Origin of the sequence: Flavobacterium flavigenum, from assembly GCF_027111255.2 — a bacterium.
GTDB classification, from domain to species: domain Bacteria; phylum Bacteroidota; class Bacteroidia; order Flavobacteriales; family Flavobacteriaceae; genus Flavobacterium; species Flavobacterium flavigenum.
Genome location: NZ_CP114285.2, coordinates 2751895 through 2767928 on the forward strand (window position 1 = coordinate 2751895; position 16034 = coordinate 2767928).

Genomic DNA, 16034 nt, shown 5'->3' on the forward strand with positions numbered 1-16034 from the left:
AAAACTAAAGATTCCCAATACTATCCAATTCTCTTTTTAAAGGTTCCATTTGTTTTAAGAAACGTGTTTTATCATTTCCTGTTAAAGATTCTCCCGTTGGAAGGTTTAATCGAAGGGCATCTACCTGAATACCGTTTTTCCAGAAACGATAACAAACATGTGGCCCAGAAGCTAAACCTGTACTTCCAACAAGTCCGATAGTCTGTCCTTGTGTTACTCGCTGTCCGCGGCGTACCAGAATTTTAGACATGTGTAAGTATTGGGTCGAATAGGTTCCGTTGTGTTTTACCTTTACAAAGTTTCCGTTTCCGGCAGTATAGCCCGTTTGCTCTACCACTCCTGATGCGGTTGTAGAAATTGGAGTTCCTCTTGGAGCTGCATAGTCTGTTCCTTTATGGGCTTTCCATCTGTGCTGTACCGGATGAAACCTGTTCATCGTAAATCTGGAAGTAATCCGGCTAAATTTAATAGGTGTTTTTAGGAAGAAGTTTTTCAGTGTTTTTCCTTCATCATCATAATATTCAATTTTTCCGGACAGCGTATCTTTTTCAAAAGGAAAAGCATAAACGATTTTTCCTTTGTATTCAAAAAAAGCAGCCTGTAAATCTTCAACACCGTCGTAGGTTTTACCATTGATAAACCGTTCTGTAAAAATCAAACCGTAACGATCCCCTTTTTTAAGTTTAAAGAAATCAATCGACCAGGAAAATACTTTGGTAATGCGACCTGCAAGTGCCGCTTCTACACTATTGTTTCCCAAAGTTTCAGATAAGGAGCTTTTTAAAACCCCGCCAATTATTTTACGTTTAAACGTAACCGGTTTTACTTTTTTATAAGCATTTGCAACCGTATCCCTAAAATCAATAACATAATAAGTAAGGGCATCCGGCTGATAAATAAAAAATTGCAGTTTATTGGTTTTATTTTTTGAACGAAGAATAGTGTAAGGCTTATTATAACGAATGGACCTTACATTAAAAGAATCTTTAACCTGTTCAACTATATTATAAACCTGTTTTGAGCCAATATTTTGACGCTGAATGATGGATCCAAAAGAATCACCCTTTTTTACAGTATCGTGAACCACATTAAAATCATTGTAATTAAAGCCAAATTCTACCTTTTTAGTTTTTGGTTTAGTAATTTTAGTTGCAACTTTTTCTTCTTTTTTATTACAAGAAATTATTGAAAATAAGAGTATTATAATTACGAATGCTTTTTTCAAACTTTTATTTTTTTCTGGAAAACTAAGCCGTCGGCTCATTCCCCCAATTGGACAATTCTTCTTCGGTCCACAATTTAGGAAAAAAGATGCGTCTTTGGTATTTTGGATGCATATATTTTTGCCAGTCGCTTCCACCTGTAGCTTCTCCGTTTCCTTTTCCGCTTTCTAAAATATATTTTATAGCTGTATTTAAATGCTGCATTACCCAGGTAATATTTACAGTATAATCATAATGACGCATTGCCTTAATCAACTCAGTATTTTGCTGATCTTGAATTGGTAACTGGGTAAATTTCTGCCAGATGTTCTTCGTTTTAAACTCTGACATTTGGCGCAGGAATTGTCCTTTATATTTTTTTTCAAATTCCTGAAGCAAATATGATTTCTCGCCTGTCTGATAATCTTTCCCTGCTGCCTGCCAGTATAAATGCTCAAAAGAGGTTTCTACATCTGTATTTTCATCAAAATTAGCTTTGTACCTTCTGTCTGTTAAATTAATAACGTCAGTCGAAGCAAATTCAATCATTCTATACTGGGCACTCTGGAAACCACTTGCAGGAGTCAGGGTATTTCTGAACTTCATATATTGCTCTACCTCCATTCCGTTTTCCATAATACTGAAAGAATTGGTCAGCATATCAAAATAGCGGGTAATTCTGGAAAGTCTTTCGCTAAAAAAATCAACCTGAATATTTTCTGTATCCGCAATCTGGTCAATTTCCCACAGAATCATTTTAAAAATCAGTTCGTTTACCTGATGGTACATAATAAAAACCATTTCATCAGGAAGCGTAGTACGCTGAATTTGAAGGCTTAAAAGCGCATCAGTCTGAATATAATCCCAATAGGTGATTGGTTTAGACCAAAGCAACCCTTCAAGCTGGACATCTGTTTTTTGATTTATGGCTTTATATTTAAGATCAATTTCTTTTAGGATTGATTCAGAATTATCCGTGGTATTCATTATTTTTTTACTTTAAATGGATATTTTAATCCTTTGTATTCGTCAATATCAGCCTTAAGTGATCCAACTGCTAAATCTGCTTTTATTCTAACCGGAACTTTATTGTTATCATCTGTTATCCAAAGCGTTACACTTTCTTTTTCTTTGAAAACCCGGCCTGTCTGTACTAAAGGTTTAAAAACCATAGTAGAAACGGTGCCAAATTTAGTTGTAATATCCTGACGACCTATATATTTTAACTTAAATTTTGTGATCTCTTCATCAAAAAACATATCAATTGTAATGGACTCACCCGATTTTAGTTTGTCGATATTAGGATGATTACGGAGGTAGTAAAAAGCCGAAATTATATCCTGCACATTATCATTAACAACAATTGTTTTTTCGGTTTTACGTTTATAATCTTTTACCAAAACACGATTTTGTGACTGCATGAAAAAACCTTCCTGATTTTTCGTGTAACCTCCTTCGTTTATTTTTCGGATGTATCGATAAGGATCACCGCTTTCTTTATCAAAATAGCTTTCATATAAATCTTCTACTTTGAAAAAAAATTTTGACATTCCGGTTGTGTATCCTTTACCCACGGCATGAAAAACTTTTTTATTGTTTACAACAGCTTCCTTAACTTCTAAAGTAGCATAACCTGCATTAACAATTCCGTAGTGGATCCTGAATTTGAAATATTCCCCCACATCAAAAGCATCTTCTTTGTAGGTATCAAAACTTAGTGTGGTGAGTATAAATATGAATAGAATTAGTTTTTTCATAATAAGATATTTACTGTTTACTAGCCATAAACGCAAATTTTATTCCAAATATACCAAAACAAAAAAACTCAGTCAAAAGAATGACTGAGTTTTTATGCTATTAACTAACCAAAAAACTATAAATTATGAAAATTTATATCAATTTAGGAAGGAAACCACCCCTTCCTGATTTGCGAGTGCAAAGATAGATACAAAGTTTAAATAATAAATAGCAAAAAAGCAGTTTAACAAAACATTTGCATTAAAATCATCAATTTACAGGGGATTTTTTTACATAATGTAAAAAAAACATAAATTTACAATGTACCTCTTAACGCCTGCTCTCTTTCTATCGATTCAAACAAGGCTTTAAAGTTGCCTGCACCAAAGCCTTTAGCCCCCATTCTTTGTATAATTTCGAAAAAAAGCGTCGGTCTGTCCTGAACTGGCTTGGTAAATATCTGTAATAAATAACCATCTTCGTCTGCATCAACCATAATAGCTAATTTTTCAATTTCATTAATATCTTCTTTCATCATATCCATGTGAACTCCCAATCTTTCTGGGATGGCCTCATAATAAGTATGTGGAGGAGCTGATAAAAATTCAACCCCGCGAGCTCTTAATTGTGATACTGTTTTAATAATATCATCTGTTGCAATAGCAATATGCTGTATTCCGGGTCCGCCATAGAAATCTAAATATTCTTCGATCTGAGATTTTTTCTTTCCTTCAGCCGGTTCGTTGATTGGAAATTTAATCCTTCCATTTCCGTTTGACATTACTTTACTCATCAATGCCGAATATTCTGTGGTAATTTGCTTGTCGTCAAAAGACAGGAAATTTACGAATCCCATCACCTCTTCGTAGAATTTTACCCAGATATTCATTTCGTTCCAGCCCACATTTCCAACCATGTGATCGATATATTTTAATCCAGTCTGTTCTGGATTGTAGTCTGATTTCCATTCTTTATAACCCGGAAGGAAAACACCATTATAGTTTTTTCTTTCTACAAAAATGTGTACGGTTTCTCCGTAAGTGTAAATTCCGGAACGAATTACCTGGCCAAATTCATCTTCTTCAACCGTTGGTTCCATAAAAGAACGTGCCCCTCGTTTCATAGTTTCTTCGTACGATTTTGTAGCATCTTCAACCCAAAGTGCTGCCACTTTTACTCCGTCTCCATGTTTTTTTAAATGTTCATTTATTGGAGAATCTGCGGTAAGAGGTGTTGTCAAAACAATCCTGATTTTGTCCTGCTTCAAAACATAAGACGCCCTGTCTTTTACTCCCGTTTCTAATCCGGCATAAGCCAGTGACTGATAACCAAAAGCTGTTTTGTAATAGTGGGCCGATTGCTTGGCGTTCCCAACATAGAATTCCACATAATCTGTTCCTAATAATGGAAGGAAATCCTGTGCTCCTTCGAATATTTTCTCTAATCCGTATTCTACTGATTTTACTTGTTTCATAATGAGATAATTTGTCAATTAGATAATTAGATAATTTTGAAATGAGTGAATGTGATAATTTTCTAATTGACACATTGACTAATTATCTAATTCCTCTTAGATGTTGCTATTATTTTGTTTAAAATTTTTAATATTTCTGAGAGTTCATTCAATAATTTTTTGCAGTCAGGATAGCTTTTGTGTGCATCACATAAAAAAAGCCAATATTCAGTTTCGTCTGCTTCCTTAATTGCTATTTTTAATTTGTGTATAAAATCTGCTTTGCTTTCTGCATTTTGTGATTCTTTTGAGTTGGCTCCAATTGATGTTCCGCTTTTTAATAATTGATTGGCAATTACAAATTTCTTTTGTTCTTGTAATTCTTCCGTATAATCAATTATGTTTAAAGCGAAATTGAATGTTTTTAATAAAAGAGCGTTGTTTAAGTATTTTTCGTTAAAGGTCATTTTGGTTAATTAGATAATTTGAGAATATGTTAATGAAATAATTATTCAAAACTATAAAATGTAATCCAAAAACTACAATTTAATTTATAAATTGTCTAATTAGCTTATTCTCTAATTCATGGAATTATCTAATTTTCTAATTGCCACATTAACTAATTACTACTCCGTCCACGATTTATAATACTGACCATCATCCAATCTCATAGCTTCTTCAGTTACCATAAGCGGCCTGAAGGTATCGACCATTACAGCTAATTCCTGCGTTTCTTTGTGACCAATGCTGCGTTCCATAGCTCCAGGAGCCGGACCATGTGGAATTCCTTTTGGATGTAAAGTGATATGACCCTGCTCAATATTATTACGGCTCATAAAATCGCCATCTACATAATATAATACTTCGTCTGAATCTATATTGCTGTGATTGTATGGTGCCGGAATAGATTTTGGGTGATAATCGTAAAGTCTTGGGCAAAAGGAACAAACTACAAAAGCAGCTGTTTCAAAAGTTTGATGTACCGGAGGCGGCTGGTGCACACGCCCCGTTATAGGTTCGAAATTATGAATGGAGAATCCGTATGGAAAATTATAGCCGTCCCAGCCTATAACATCAAACGGATGTGTGGCATAAACCACTTCGTGAATCATTCCTTCTTTTTTGATTTTGATTAAAAAATCCCCTTTTTGATCGTGTGTTTCCAATTCGTTTGGCAGAATAAAATCACGTTCGCAAAATGGCGAGTGTTCTAAATGCTGGCCGGATTGGTTTTTATAACGTTTTGGAGTATAAAATGGAGCATACGATTCTACATAAAAAAGTCGGTTTTCTACTGTATCGAAATCAATTTGATAAATGATACCACGCGGAATAATTAAGTAATCGCCATATTCGAAAGGAATATTGCCCAACATGGTGCGAAGTTTTCCTTTTCCTTTGTGAATAAAAATCATTTCGTCTGCATCGGCGTTTTTGTAGAAATAATCCCGAAGCGATTCTTTTGGGGCAGCAAGACCAATAATACAGTCTTTATTGACCAGCATGGGTTTTCGACTGTCCAGAAAATCATTCTCTGGCTTTAACTCAAAACCTTTAAAAAGTAGTGATTTTATATTTTTTCCGATTGCAATTTTAGGCTCAACTGAATAGGAATTTAAAATTGCTTTAACCTGCGTAGGCCTGTGTATATGATAAGACAATGATGAATGTCCGTGAAAACCTTCGGTCCCAAACAATTGTTCGTAATAAAAACCTCCGTTTGGTTTTTCAAACTGGGTGTGTCGCTTTTGCGGAAAATTTCCGAGTTTATGGTATAATGGCATGGCTTTTCAATTAGATAATTTATAAATTAGATAATTCGAAAAATTAGAATTGAGTGAACAGATAATCTGATCATTTTTAGATGACCCAAATTGTCTCAATTCGATAGCTTACTCAGGATTTCTCTTGATGAGGAATTGAAGATACTCTAATAAACCTGTCCATTTTGTTTTCATTACAACAAATATCGTAATTTTTATTGAGCTAAATTACAAATTAAAACGAAAATCCAATATTGAACCATGTATATCCTTTAGCATTTTCCGGCGACCATGAATACTTTACTTCAATTGGACCAATCATGGTTTCCAGACCATATCCTATCGCATAACCCGAATATTTGGGCATATCAATCCAGTCAACTGTGCTAAAAAGATCATCTCCCAGATTAGCATAATTGGCAGAAAAATTAAGGTGATTTTTTCTGAATATTTCATAATCGAACGTTATACCAGCTTTTATATAACTATCGCCGGAAATACTCAGGAAGTCATAACCATAAAAATAATTAAAATTATTTACTTTATTATAACCATATCCTCCCAGTATATAATCGAAGAACGGTACGCTGTCATTCCCGAAAGCAAGACCGGCATCCGACTGAAACTTTATTGTAGCTCTGTTAAAAATTGTTCTGGCAATACCGATTTCGGCTTTTGCCGTAGAAAAAGGATAGAATTGATGTGTATAATTCGATGAAGCAAGATAAGTCTGAACATCACCTGAAAAATACCACCCTGTTTTTGGGAAACTTTTATTATCAAAAGAATCGTATTTTAAATAACCAAAAACACTAAAATAATTACTTTCATCAATGGTTTTATTCGTATCCAGTGTTGGAGATTTTATTTTCAGGAACTTATATTCAAGTCCACCGCCCATTAGAAATTTTTGCACGAAAATAGTTTGAAAATAAACCTGGTGTGAGATATCCAAAAAATCAACATTAATCAGATTATCCTGATTTCCTGCCAACTGATTACTAATACTTTCTGTTACATTCCGGTTAAACTGATTAAGCCTTGAGTTGAAACCAAAACTGATATTAAAACCGTTTTCGACATAATAATTGAAATCGTACCTGAAATTATCCCCCAAAATGATATCCAGTGAAGTATTATCATTCTTTAAAAACGTCTTTCTATGAGTAAGGTTTAAAAGAACAGCACTTTTATAAAGTCCGTCATAATGAAGTCCCAGTTTTAAATAAGTATGTGTTGGATTCTCTTTCAGTACGAGATTCAAATCATCTTTATTTCCGTTTGGCTCCAGCGAATAAGAAATAGCACTAAAGTTGTGTGTTGCATCTATGTTATTTATTCCTACGCGAAGATCTTCATATGTTATAGTACTTCCTGGTTTAAAGCGAAGCTTACTTGTTAAATATTCTTTCGTATAATCCGTCAGCTTTGTATTGTTTATTTTTTTTATTTCAAGAGTATCTGAACCTATTTTTAATTTGGGCTTTCTATAAAAATTTTGTCCGTCTGCCAGAGCTTTAATTTTTTCATATACTTCAAATGTGGCATCTTCACCTCTTCTGATAATTTCTCCGCCTCTGTCAAATGAAATAACACCGAAATCACGAATATCGGGTTTAATATAAACATCTGTATCTGCCCTTTTGGCCTTCATTTTTTCAATCGACTGCATATTTGTAATCTGAACCAGAATACGGGTTGCGTTTTTGAGGCCTTTTCTGTTTAGCAAATCATCCTGTACATCAACCCCTATGATAATATCTGCTCCTAAATCACGAACCTCCTTAATAGGATAATTGTTCACAACACCTCCGTCAACCAGTAATTTCCCATCTACTTCAACAGGAGAAAATAAAGACGGAAAAGCGGCACTTGCCACCATTGCCTGAGCCAGGTTCCCTTTGTTCAGGAGTACCTCCTCACCTGTTTCTATATCTGTTCCAATACATAAAAACGGAGTTGGCAGTTTGTTAAAATCACGTACATGACGTACATTCCGTGTCAAACTGCTTAGTAAATTATAATTATACATTCCTTTAGAAAGTGCTTCCGGAATTCCAATCCTTAAATTACTAAAAGGCAAAACAATAGCATATAATTCATCATTTCGTTTACCATAGAAATTTTTGGAAGCCCTTGGTATATAATCATTAATGAGTTCGTCAAAATTGGTTCTTTTAAAAATAGAATCAATTTGTGCTGCATTATATCCTGTCGCATAAAGCCCTCCTATAATGGAACCCATACTTGTACCACCAATGTAATCTACTTTTAATCCGGCTTCTTCAAGTACTTTTAAAACCCCGATATGGGCAAATCCTTTAGCCCCGCCACCACTCAATACCAAACCAATTTTTGGCCTTTTAATACTGTCCTGTTTTTTTTCTTGTGAAAATGAGTTTTGCGGATTAAGTGATACTATCATTAAAAACACTGATGCCCCGCCCCAGATGGAAATGGAAAAACGCGAAAGACAAAAAGCTATTTTTTCGTGTAAAAAAAGAGCGACCATAGAAGCTCCTTTTTTTACAATAGAAAAAAAGTTTTTTGACCGAGTGTTTGAAATGGACAGCTGGATTAGGCGCATAAAATTTGCTAATTGGTTTTGTAAAATTCGACAATTTTTTTGGCTTTTGATACCCCTATTACATCTGAAATTTCTTTTTCTGTTGCTAATTTCAATCTTTTAACACTTTTGAAATGCTGAATTAACGCAAGCATTGTTTTTTCACCAATTCCGGGAATACTTTCAACAGACGAATTAAGAGCTGCTTTGCTACGTTTATCACGGTGAAAAGTAATTCCGAATCGGTGTGCTTCATTTCGCAATTGCTGGATGACCTTCAGCGTTTCTGATTTTTTGTCGAGATATAACGGAATCGAATCACCTGGATAAAACAATTCTTCAAGACGTTTTGCAATTCCGATAATAGCAATTTTACCGCGAAGACCTAATTCATCGATACTTTTCAGGGCAGCCGATAATTGTCCTTTACCTCCGTCAATAATAATCAGCTGCGGAAGCGGTTCGTTTTCGTCGAGTAATCTTTTGTAACGGCGATACACGATTTCGGTCATAGAGGCAAAATCGTCTGGACCTACAACCGTTTTTACGTTAAAATGGCGATAATCTTTCTTGCTTGGTTTTCCGTCTTTAAAAACCACACAGGCCGCTACCGGATTTGTTCCCTGAATGTTTGAGTTATCAAAACATTCGATATGTCGCGGCTCAGAAGAAAGACGCAGGTCTTTTTGCATCTGCGCCATAATTCGGTTTACATGTCTGTCAGGATCTACGATCTGCAATTGTTTCAATTGTTCGATTCGGTAGAATTTGGCATTTCGAATGGACAAGTCCAGAATCTGTTTTTTGTCACCAAGCTGCGGAACGGTTACTCTTATATTTTCGCCTAAATCGAGTTCAAAAGGAACAATAATTTCTTTTGATAATAACTGAAAACGCTCCCGCAATTCTACAATGGCCAATTCTAATAATTCCTCATCGCTTTCGTCCAGCTTTTTTTTCATTTCTAAAGTATGTGAACGAATGATCGATCCATGTGAAATTTGTAAAAAGTTGACATACGCCGCACTTTCGTCAGATACAATCGAGAAAACATCGATATTGGTAATCTTGGGATTGATGATTGTAGATCTGGATTGGTAGCTTTCGAGAATTTCTATCTTTTCCTTTATTTTCTGCGCTTCTTCAAATTGCAAATTCTGCGCGTAAGTGTTCATCAATTTTTTGAAATCCTTTAAACTTTCTTTAAAATTCCCTTTCAGGATTTCGCGTATGGCGTTGACTTGTCTCTGATATTCTTCTAAAGGTTCCAATCCTTCACAAGGTCCTTTGCAATTGCCAATGTGATATTCCAGACAAACCTTGAACTTTCCCGAATTGATATTCGATTCACTTAAATCATAATTGCAGGTTCTGAGCGGATACAATTCTTTGATTAAATCTAAAATTGTATACACCATTTTGAAATTTGTATAAGGACCAAAATATTCAGATCCGTCTTTTATCATTCTTCTGGTCAGGAATATTCTGGAAAAAGGCTCTTTTTTAATACAAATCCAGGGGTAGCTTTTGTCGTCACGCAAAAGTACATTATAACGTGGCTGCAGACTTTTAATGAGGTTATTTTCTAATAAAAGTGCATCGGTTTCAGTAGGGACAACTATATGTTTAATGGTGACAATTTTCCTTACCAGTACATTGGTTTTCCTTGTATCATGAATTTTATTAAAATACGAAGAAACCCTTTTTTTTAGGTTTTTTGCTTTTCCAACATATAAAATCTTTCCGTCTTTATCATAATACTGATAGACACCGGGATTATCCGGCAGGGTTTGAATTTGGAGTTCTAAAGACGGTATTGGCATGCTGTTTTATTTCTGGAGAATATTAAAATATCATTGTATGGATAACATTCCGGTGTGTACTGGAAAGCTTAACACTGAAATCTTTTCAAATTTACGAAATCAAAAGAATAATTTCTATATTTAGAGCCTGTTTAAAATCCGACATGAAAAACAATGCCCCAATGGTTCTTTTTGGCGAATCGATTTTGCCCGGAGAAAACAAAACGATCAATGTAGAAATCGCCAGATTACATACTACAACCAAACTTAATATTCCGATTATTGTTCGAAGGTCTAAAATCGATGGACCAGTAGTTTTGTTCTCTGCCGGAATTCACGGCGATGAAATAAACGGTGTCGAAATCGTACGCCAGATTATCAGCAAAAAAATCAATCGTCCTACAAGGGGAACTATTATTTGCATTCCGATTATCAATATTTACGGTTTCGTCAATAAATCAAGGGAATTTCCTGATGGCCGTGATCTGAACCGTGTATTTCCGGGAAGCAAAAAAGGGTCACTTGCCAGTCGTTTCGCCTTTCATATCACCAATCAGATATTGCCTATTATTGATTATGCGGTCGACTTTCATGCCGGAGGTGCAAGCCGGTTTAACGCCCCTCAAATAAGAATTACAGAGCACAATCCCGAATTAAAACTTCTGGCAGATGTTTTTAATGCTCCGTTTACATTGTATTCAAAAAACATCAATGGTTCTTTTAGAAATACATCAGAAAAAGCGAATGTAAAAATGCTCCTTTTTGAAGGTGGAAAATCATTAGACATTAATGATCCGGTTGCCAATGAAGGTATAAAAGGCACCAAACGCCTTCTTGATTATTTAAACATGCTCGATCCCAAACATGTAGTCGAAAAAGCTGATTTCCCGTCTATTTATATTAAAAATTCGGTCTGGCTGAGGGCAAAACAATCCGGGTTATTACACGATTATAATATGGTAAGCCGATTTGTTACGAAAGGAACCATTTTAGCCATTATTACTGACCCTTTTGGAAAATTTGAGCAAAAAGTAAAAGCACCTCATGACGGGTTTGTTATCAATGCCAATCATTCGCCAATTGTTTATGAAGGCGATGCTATTTACCATATTTCTAAAAATGTAGACGACAATGCCGACGACTAAAAAAGAACTGCGATTCCATTATAAAAATCTCAGAAAAGAATTCTCTGAAGAAAATATTGAAGAAAAAAGCATTGAAATAAGCAATCAATTGATCTCCATGTCTATTTGGGATAAAACTTATTATCATGTTTTTCTTCCGATTGAAGAACAAAAAGAAGTAAATACGGAGTTCATTCTGCATTTACTTTCCGGAAAAGACAAAGAAATTGTGATTTCTAAAAGTGATTTTGAAACCAGGAAAATGTCACATTTTTTATTGACTGATAATACGAAAATTAAGAAAAACGAATATAATATTCCGGAACCTGTCAATGGCTTACCTGTTCCATCTCAAACTATTGATGTTGTTTTTGTACCGCTTTTGGCATTTGATGTTTTTGGAAACCGTATTGGCTACGGCAAAGGTTTTTATGATAAGTTTTTAGCCGAATGCAAACCTGAAACGATCAAAATTGGACTTTCTTTTTTTGAAGCTGTAGCGCAGATTGATGATATTTTTGAATCAGATGTAAAACTGGATTATTGTGTGACGCCTGAGAAGGTTTATCGGTTTTGAAACTAACTAAACACGACGTCACTTCAACTATTTTGGCTATACGATTTGTTTTAAAATAGGCTTTATAGCCAAAATGTATCGAGAAGACTCATTTTTAAAAGAGTTCTCAATATATTTTTTGATTCGTTTCCCTACTCAAAAAACACTCGAACTGACGAATTTATAATTACAATAAGCAACCTTTTAAACCTATTTCACCATAATTCCTTCAACAAAAAGAATTGGCACTTCTTCCGTATTGTTTTCATTGATTATGTTTGATTTGAAGATGAATTTCTTATCGTACAAGGTATTTCCAATAAAGAAAGTCACCATAAATTCATTGTTTAAAACCAAAAGGCTCTTTTCGATCATTTCGATTTTTACTACTGAAACCGCAGGAACCTCAGCAAATGCATGGCGCAGGATTGACGTTTTTTTCATTTCGCCATCAATAGTTCCGAAAGCTTTTGAAACCACCATTAAGCTGTCTAAGTTAAAATCGCTGTCATTAATCAAATAAGCGTACCACACTTTTTCCATAAAATCGTCGCTCCATTCCTGCACTGCGGCAAGAAATACGTTTTCAACTTCTGGAATAATTATATCTTTTTTCATTTTTAATAAATTTCAAAAACCTCTGTCAAAGCCTGAACTTCAACAAAGGTTTATTTTTAACGTAAAGCCCTAGCCCTGATGGAAGCGGCATCCTTTTATTTTTTTCTTTAAAAAACAAAAGATACAGCGGACAGCAGGAAATAGCTCCTAAATATTCGCTTTAAACTGCTCTAAGAAACGAACATCATTTTCGTAAAACATACGGATATCACCAATTTGATATAATAGCATTGCAATACGTTCAACTCCCATTCCGAAAGCAAAACCGTTATATTCGTCTGGATTGATGTCACAGTTCTTCAAAACATTTGGATCTACCATTCCGCAGCCACCAATTTCTAACCATCCGGTTCCTTTAGTGATACGGTAATCCGTTTCGGTTTTTAAGCCCCAATAAATATCAATTTCGGCACTTGGTTCTGTAAACGGAAAGTATGACGGACGAAGACGAATCTTAGATTTTCCGAACATTTCTTTGGTGAAATAAAGCAAAGTTTGTTTCAAATCGGCAAATGAAACATCTTTGTCAATGTACAATCCTTCTACCTGATGGAAAATACAGTGTGAACGTGATGAAATCGCTTCGTTACGGAAAACACGTCCCGGAGAAATCGTACGAATTGGCGGTTTGTGATTTTCCATATAACGCACCTGAACAGAGGATGTATGTGTACGCAACAAAACGTCAGGATTGGTCTGGATGAAAAACGTATCCTGCATATCACGCGCCGGATGGTATTCCGGTAAGTTCAATGCCGTAAAATTATGCCAGTCGTCTTCAATTTCCGGACCTTCGGAAACATTGAAACCGATATTGGCAAAAATATCGATAATCTGATTTTTAACAATCGAAATAGGATGACGTGAACCAATAATTACAGGCTCAGGCGAACGCGTTAAGTCTCCAAAAAAGCCTTTGACCTCTTCTTTGCTTTCCAATTCTTCCTGAATAACTCTTACTTTTTCTTCGGCAACCGCTTTTAAAGTATTGATTACCTGTCCAAAATCCTTTTTCTGGTCGTTTGGGATATTTTTGAATTCCGTAAAAAGTTCTTTCAGCAAACCTTTACTTCCTAAATATTTAACACGGAACTTCTCTAAAGATTCTTTGTTTTTCTCGTTAAAGGCTTTAGCTTCCTCGATATGTTCTTTTATCTTGTCTATCATTTCCATTCTTCAATTGAGGGTACAAATTTAAGGAATTTGTTTCAAGTTTTAAGTTTAATGTTTAAAGTTTCCTTTACAGTAAAGAGTTAGAGCCAATTTATGTTATAAAGTCTCAAGAAAACAGTCTCCTTTTGCAAAGAAATCAGCAAAATCTAACTTTTTTCGTTTTAAAAAAGTGTTTTTAGAATTGTTTTACAATACTTATTTTAGCCTCTACTTCTTTGACTCTTTCAAGCCAATATTCAATTCCTTCCTGATTTTTAACAACCTCTTTTCTATAATTTGAAGATATTTGACCTAATTCAAACCAGTTTTTATTAGAATCCTTTTCCTTCTCTTTTTTCGTCGAAGGTTCTGTTCTGTTTCTCCAAAATTCAAGATTTTTAAAATAAGTATCTTTTATCTCTTCAAAATACTCCATTAATTTTGGTTTTGAATTCGGAATATAACCTGGTCCGCCACAACCACAAGAATGAAACGTAATCCCAACAGTATATAAGCTTTTAAGATGTTCCCATTTTTTAACATCGTCTTTTTTAGGCGATTCAAAATCAAGTCCCATATTAGCCATTAATGCTGAACATTGCGGGCATTTGGCTTCAAGAAAAGATTCTTCTCCCTTCTTTATATCACTCATTAATCGTCTTTTAAATGTCTTTCGACAATTAAAACAAGCGTAATGAGGTTTATAGGATGTCATTGCATATCTACACATGTTTTTCGTTTTTGAAAACTAGTCGATCAATTTTCTTTCCAAAAAATAATTCACAATCGCTTCTTTCATCAAAACCGATTGTTCCCCGGCTTTTAAAGCAGGTAATTGTTCTTTTACTTTATAATGTGGCCAGCCCTCTTCGTCAAAATATTCGAATTCATAAAACCCGTAAGGCTCTAAAAGTCTACAGATTGCAATATGCATCAGGTTGAGTTTTTCATCTTTTTTGAATTCACGGTGTACTTTCCCGAGTTCCTGAACTCCAATTAGGTAAATTATGGCGTCCAAATCTAAGTCTTCTCCCTGTGAAAACTGATTGGACAATATATCGACGAGCTTTTCCCAGCGCTCTTTTAGTTGTGTATCCCTTGACATTTTTTATAATTATAAATTATGAATTGTGAATTATAAATTCAAAAACCATAAAATTTAGCTTACAAAGATACGGAGTTGAAATCCAATCATCCTAAAAATAAAAAAATATCAATATTTACAAAAATCTATATTTGAAACACAATTGATCATTGATATTCAATAACCGTTTTTGAAATCACATTATTACTTTCTTTTGAAATCTTTTTTATTTCTATTGGAAAGTTGTCATTATTATAAACTATATCATTAATATAATATTTAGGAACTTCATTCGTAATTGGATAATAGGATTCTCTTGATACTAAATTATTCGTTGTTTGTCCACTAAATCCTTCTGATATAAAAACCATGCGATAATACTTATTCATAAATTTCATCGGGTTATTCTTGTTATCGTAAAAATAGTTTTCTTTTGAAATTATTTCAGAACCTGTAAAAGAAGACTTATTTATAATTTGAGTTATATTTTTAGTTTTATCATAAGAAATGGATAATTCGCTTTGAATAATAAATTTGTTTTCATCAATGTAGCCTATTTTTTCTGTAGCAAGAACCCCATTAACATATGAATATTCCGTTTTTTCATCCGGGTTTCCTTCAGAATAGATATAGCTTAAGAAATCTCCATTATAGTGAAATACTGCAGAACCGGAAGCTACATTATCTCTAAAGTAATTCAACTTACTTATTTTTTCACCATCATATACGAATTCAGTTTTATAACGAGTATTTGTAGTAACACTTTTTAAAACTCCATTTTCATAGACAAAATCCATGATACTAGTATCAGACTCACCTGAGTAATAAACCGTTTCAGTTATTTTTTTTATTAGAACTGATTTTTCATTTGAAGTATTATCTTTGCCGTCGTCATCATTGGAACAAGAGATAAATAATACAACACAAAAAACACAAAGACTTTTAATTAACACGCTTTTTCTCATTTTATCTATTTT

Annotated in this window: 15 protein-coding genes; 2 read left to right on the forward strand and 13 right to left on the reverse strand. The window is 34.2% G+C overall.

Annotated elements, in window-relative coordinates:
• Nucleotides 1–4: 4 nt before the first annotated feature.
• The 8 genes from OZP09_RS11315 to uvrC form a co-directional block, all read right to left on the reverse strand.
• The gene (locus tag OZP09_RS11315; RefSeq protein ID WP_269233777.1) at nt 5–1225 is read right to left on the reverse strand and encodes a peptidoglycan DD-metalloendopeptidase family protein; all 1221 of its coding nucleotides are present in this window, start codon (nt 1223–1225) and stop codon (nt 5–7) included.
• A gap of 22 nt (nt 1226–1247) precedes the next feature.
• Complete coding sequence (locus tag OZP09_RS11320; RefSeq protein WP_281309402.1) at nt 1248–2189, reverse strand: tryptophan 2,3-dioxygenase family protein; 942 nt, start codon at nt 2187–2189, stop codon at nt 1248–1250.
• On the reverse strand, nt 2189–2959 hold the full coding sequence (locus OZP09_RS11325; RefSeq protein ID WP_025571166.1) for a DUF3108 domain-containing protein: 771 nt from the start codon (nt 2957–2959) through the stop codon (nt 2189–2191). Before OZP09_RS11325 ends, OZP09_RS11320 begins: the two co-directional genes overlap by 1 nt.
• A 296-nt stretch (nt 2960–3255) precedes the next feature.
• Nucleotides 3256–4416 carry a 4-hydroxyphenylpyruvate dioxygenase gene (gene hppD / locus OZP09_RS11330; RefSeq protein ID WP_269237866.1) on the reverse strand — a complete coding sequence of 387 codons (1161 nt, stop codon included), beginning with the start codon at nt 4414–4416 and terminating at the stop codon, nt 3256–3258.
• An 83-nt stretch (nt 4417–4499) separates the two neighbouring features.
• Nucleotides 4500–4859, reverse strand: a complete 360-nt coding sequence (locus tag OZP09_RS11335) for a four helix bundle protein (RefSeq protein WP_269233778.1) — start codon at nt 4857–4859, stop codon at nt 4500–4502.
• 159 nt (nt 4860–5018) lie between these two features.
• The gene (locus OZP09_RS11340) at nt 5019–6176 is read right to left on the reverse strand and encodes a homogentisate 1,2-dioxygenase (protein ID WP_269233779.1); all 1158 of its coding nucleotides are present in this window, start codon (nt 6174–6176) and stop codon (nt 5019–5021) included.
• A gap of 214 nt (nt 6177–6390) precedes the next feature.
• Complete coding sequence (locus tag OZP09_RS11345; RefSeq protein ID WP_281309403.1) at nt 6391–8580, reverse strand: patatin-like phospholipase family protein; 2190 nt, start codon at nt 8578–8580, stop codon at nt 6391–6393.
• Between the two features lie 170 nt (nt 8581–8750).
• Nucleotides 8751–10544, reverse strand: a complete 1794-nt coding sequence (gene uvrC / locus OZP09_RS11350) for an excinuclease ABC subunit UvrC (protein WP_281309404.1) — start codon at nt 10542–10544, stop codon at nt 8751–8753.
• Between the two features lie 143 nt (nt 10545–10687).
• On the opposite strand from uvrC, the gene OZP09_RS11355 reads away from it, so the two are divergent.
• Together OZP09_RS11355 and OZP09_RS11360 are read left to right on the forward strand one after the other, a co-directional pair.
• A complete protein-coding gene (locus tag OZP09_RS11355; RefSeq protein WP_281309405.1) occupies nt 10688–11668 on the forward strand; it encodes a succinylglutamate desuccinylase/aspartoacylase family protein in 981 nt (326 codons plus the stop codon).
• The gene (locus OZP09_RS11360; RefSeq protein WP_281309406.1) at nt 11655–12224 is read left to right on the forward strand and encodes a 5-formyltetrahydrofolate cyclo-ligase; all 570 of its coding nucleotides are present in this window, start codon (nt 11655–11657) and stop codon (nt 12222–12224) included. The genes OZP09_RS11355 and OZP09_RS11360 overlap by 14 nt, the downstream gene beginning before the upstream one ends.
• Nucleotides 12225–12413: 189 nt before the next feature.
• Here OZP09_RS11360 and OZP09_RS11365 read toward each other — a convergent pair whose 3' ends face one another.
• The 5 genes from OZP09_RS11365 to OZP09_RS11385 all read right to left on the reverse strand — a co-directional run bounded on the left by OZP09_RS11365 (nt 12414) and on the right by OZP09_RS11385 (nt 16022).
• Nucleotides 12414–12821 (reverse strand): hypothetical protein, encoded by a 408-nt coding sequence (locus OZP09_RS11365; RefSeq protein ID WP_269233782.1) that lies wholly within the window; start codon nt 12819–12821, stop codon nt 12414–12416.
• Nucleotides 12822–12968: 147 nt separating this feature from the next.
• The gene (pheS, locus tag OZP09_RS11370; protein WP_269233784.1) at nt 12969–13988 is read right to left on the reverse strand and encodes a phenylalanine--tRNA ligase subunit alpha; all 1020 of its coding nucleotides are present in this window, start codon (nt 13986–13988) and stop codon (nt 12969–12971) included.
• A gap of 181 nt (nt 13989–14169) precedes the next feature.
• Complete coding sequence (locus OZP09_RS11375) at nt 14170–14625, reverse strand: hypothetical protein (protein ID WP_269233786.1); 456 nt, start codon at nt 14623–14625, stop codon at nt 14170–14172.
• Between the two features lie 96 nt (nt 14626–14721).
• The gene (locus tag OZP09_RS11380; protein WP_281309407.1) at nt 14722–15078 is read right to left on the reverse strand and encodes a hypothetical protein; all 357 of its coding nucleotides are present in this window, start codon (nt 15076–15078) and stop codon (nt 14722–14724) included.
• A gap of 146 nt (nt 15079–15224) precedes the next feature.
• Nucleotides 15225–16022: a hypothetical protein gene (locus OZP09_RS11385; protein ID WP_269233790.1), complete on the reverse strand. Its 798-nt coding sequence runs from the start codon at nt 16020–16022 to the stop codon at nt 15225–15227.
• Nucleotides 16023–16034: the final 12 nt, after the last annotated feature.

Coding starts and splice junctions, on each gene's coding strand:
- OZP09_RS11320 (WP_281309402.1), bottom strand. CDS start 2,189: ATGAATACCACGGATAATTCTGAATCAATCCTAAAAGAAATTGATCTT.
- OZP09_RS11325 (WP_025571166.1), bottom strand. CDS start 2,959: ATGAAAAAACTAATTCTATTCATATTTATACTCACCACACTAAGTTTT.
- OZP09_RS11335 (WP_269233778.1), bottom strand. CDS start 4,859: ATGACCTTTAACGAAAAATACTTAAACAACGCTCTTTTATTAAAAACA.
- OZP09_RS11340 (WP_269233779.1), bottom strand. CDS start 6,176: ATGCCATTATACCATAAACTCGGAAATTTTCCGCAAAAGCGACACACC.
- OZP09_RS11345 (WP_281309403.1), bottom strand. CDS start 8,580: ATGATAGTATCACTTAATCCGCAAAACTCATTTTCACAAGAAAAAAAA.
- uvrC (WP_281309404.1), bottom strand. CDS start 10,544: ATGCCAATACCGTCTTTAGAACTCCAAATTCAAACCCTGCCGGATAAT.
- OZP09_RS11355 (WP_281309405.1), top strand. CDS start 10,688: ATGAAAAACAATGCCCCAATGGTTCTTTTTGGCGAATCGATTTTGCCC.
- OZP09_RS11360 (WP_281309406.1), top strand. CDS start 11,655: ATGCCGACGACTAAAAAAGAACTGCGATTCCATTATAAAAATCTCAGA.
- OZP09_RS11365 (WP_269233782.1), bottom strand. CDS start 12,821: ATGAAAAAAGATATAATTATTCCAGAAGTTGAAAACGTATTTCTTGCC.
- pheS (WP_269233784.1), bottom strand. CDS start 13,988: ATGATAGACAAGATAAAAGAACATATCGAGGAAGCTAAAGCCTTTAAC.
- OZP09_RS11375 (WP_269233786.1), bottom strand. CDS start 14,625: ATGAGTGATATAAAGAAGGGAGAAGAATCTTTTCTTGAAGCCAAATGC.
- OZP09_RS11380 (WP_281309407.1), bottom strand. CDS start 15,078: ATGTCAAGGGATACACAACTAAAAGAGCGCTGGGAAAAGCTCGTCGAT.
- OZP09_RS11385 (WP_269233790.1), bottom strand. CDS start 16,022: ATGAGAAAAAGCGTGTTAATTAAAAGTCTTTGTGTTTTTTGTGTTGTA.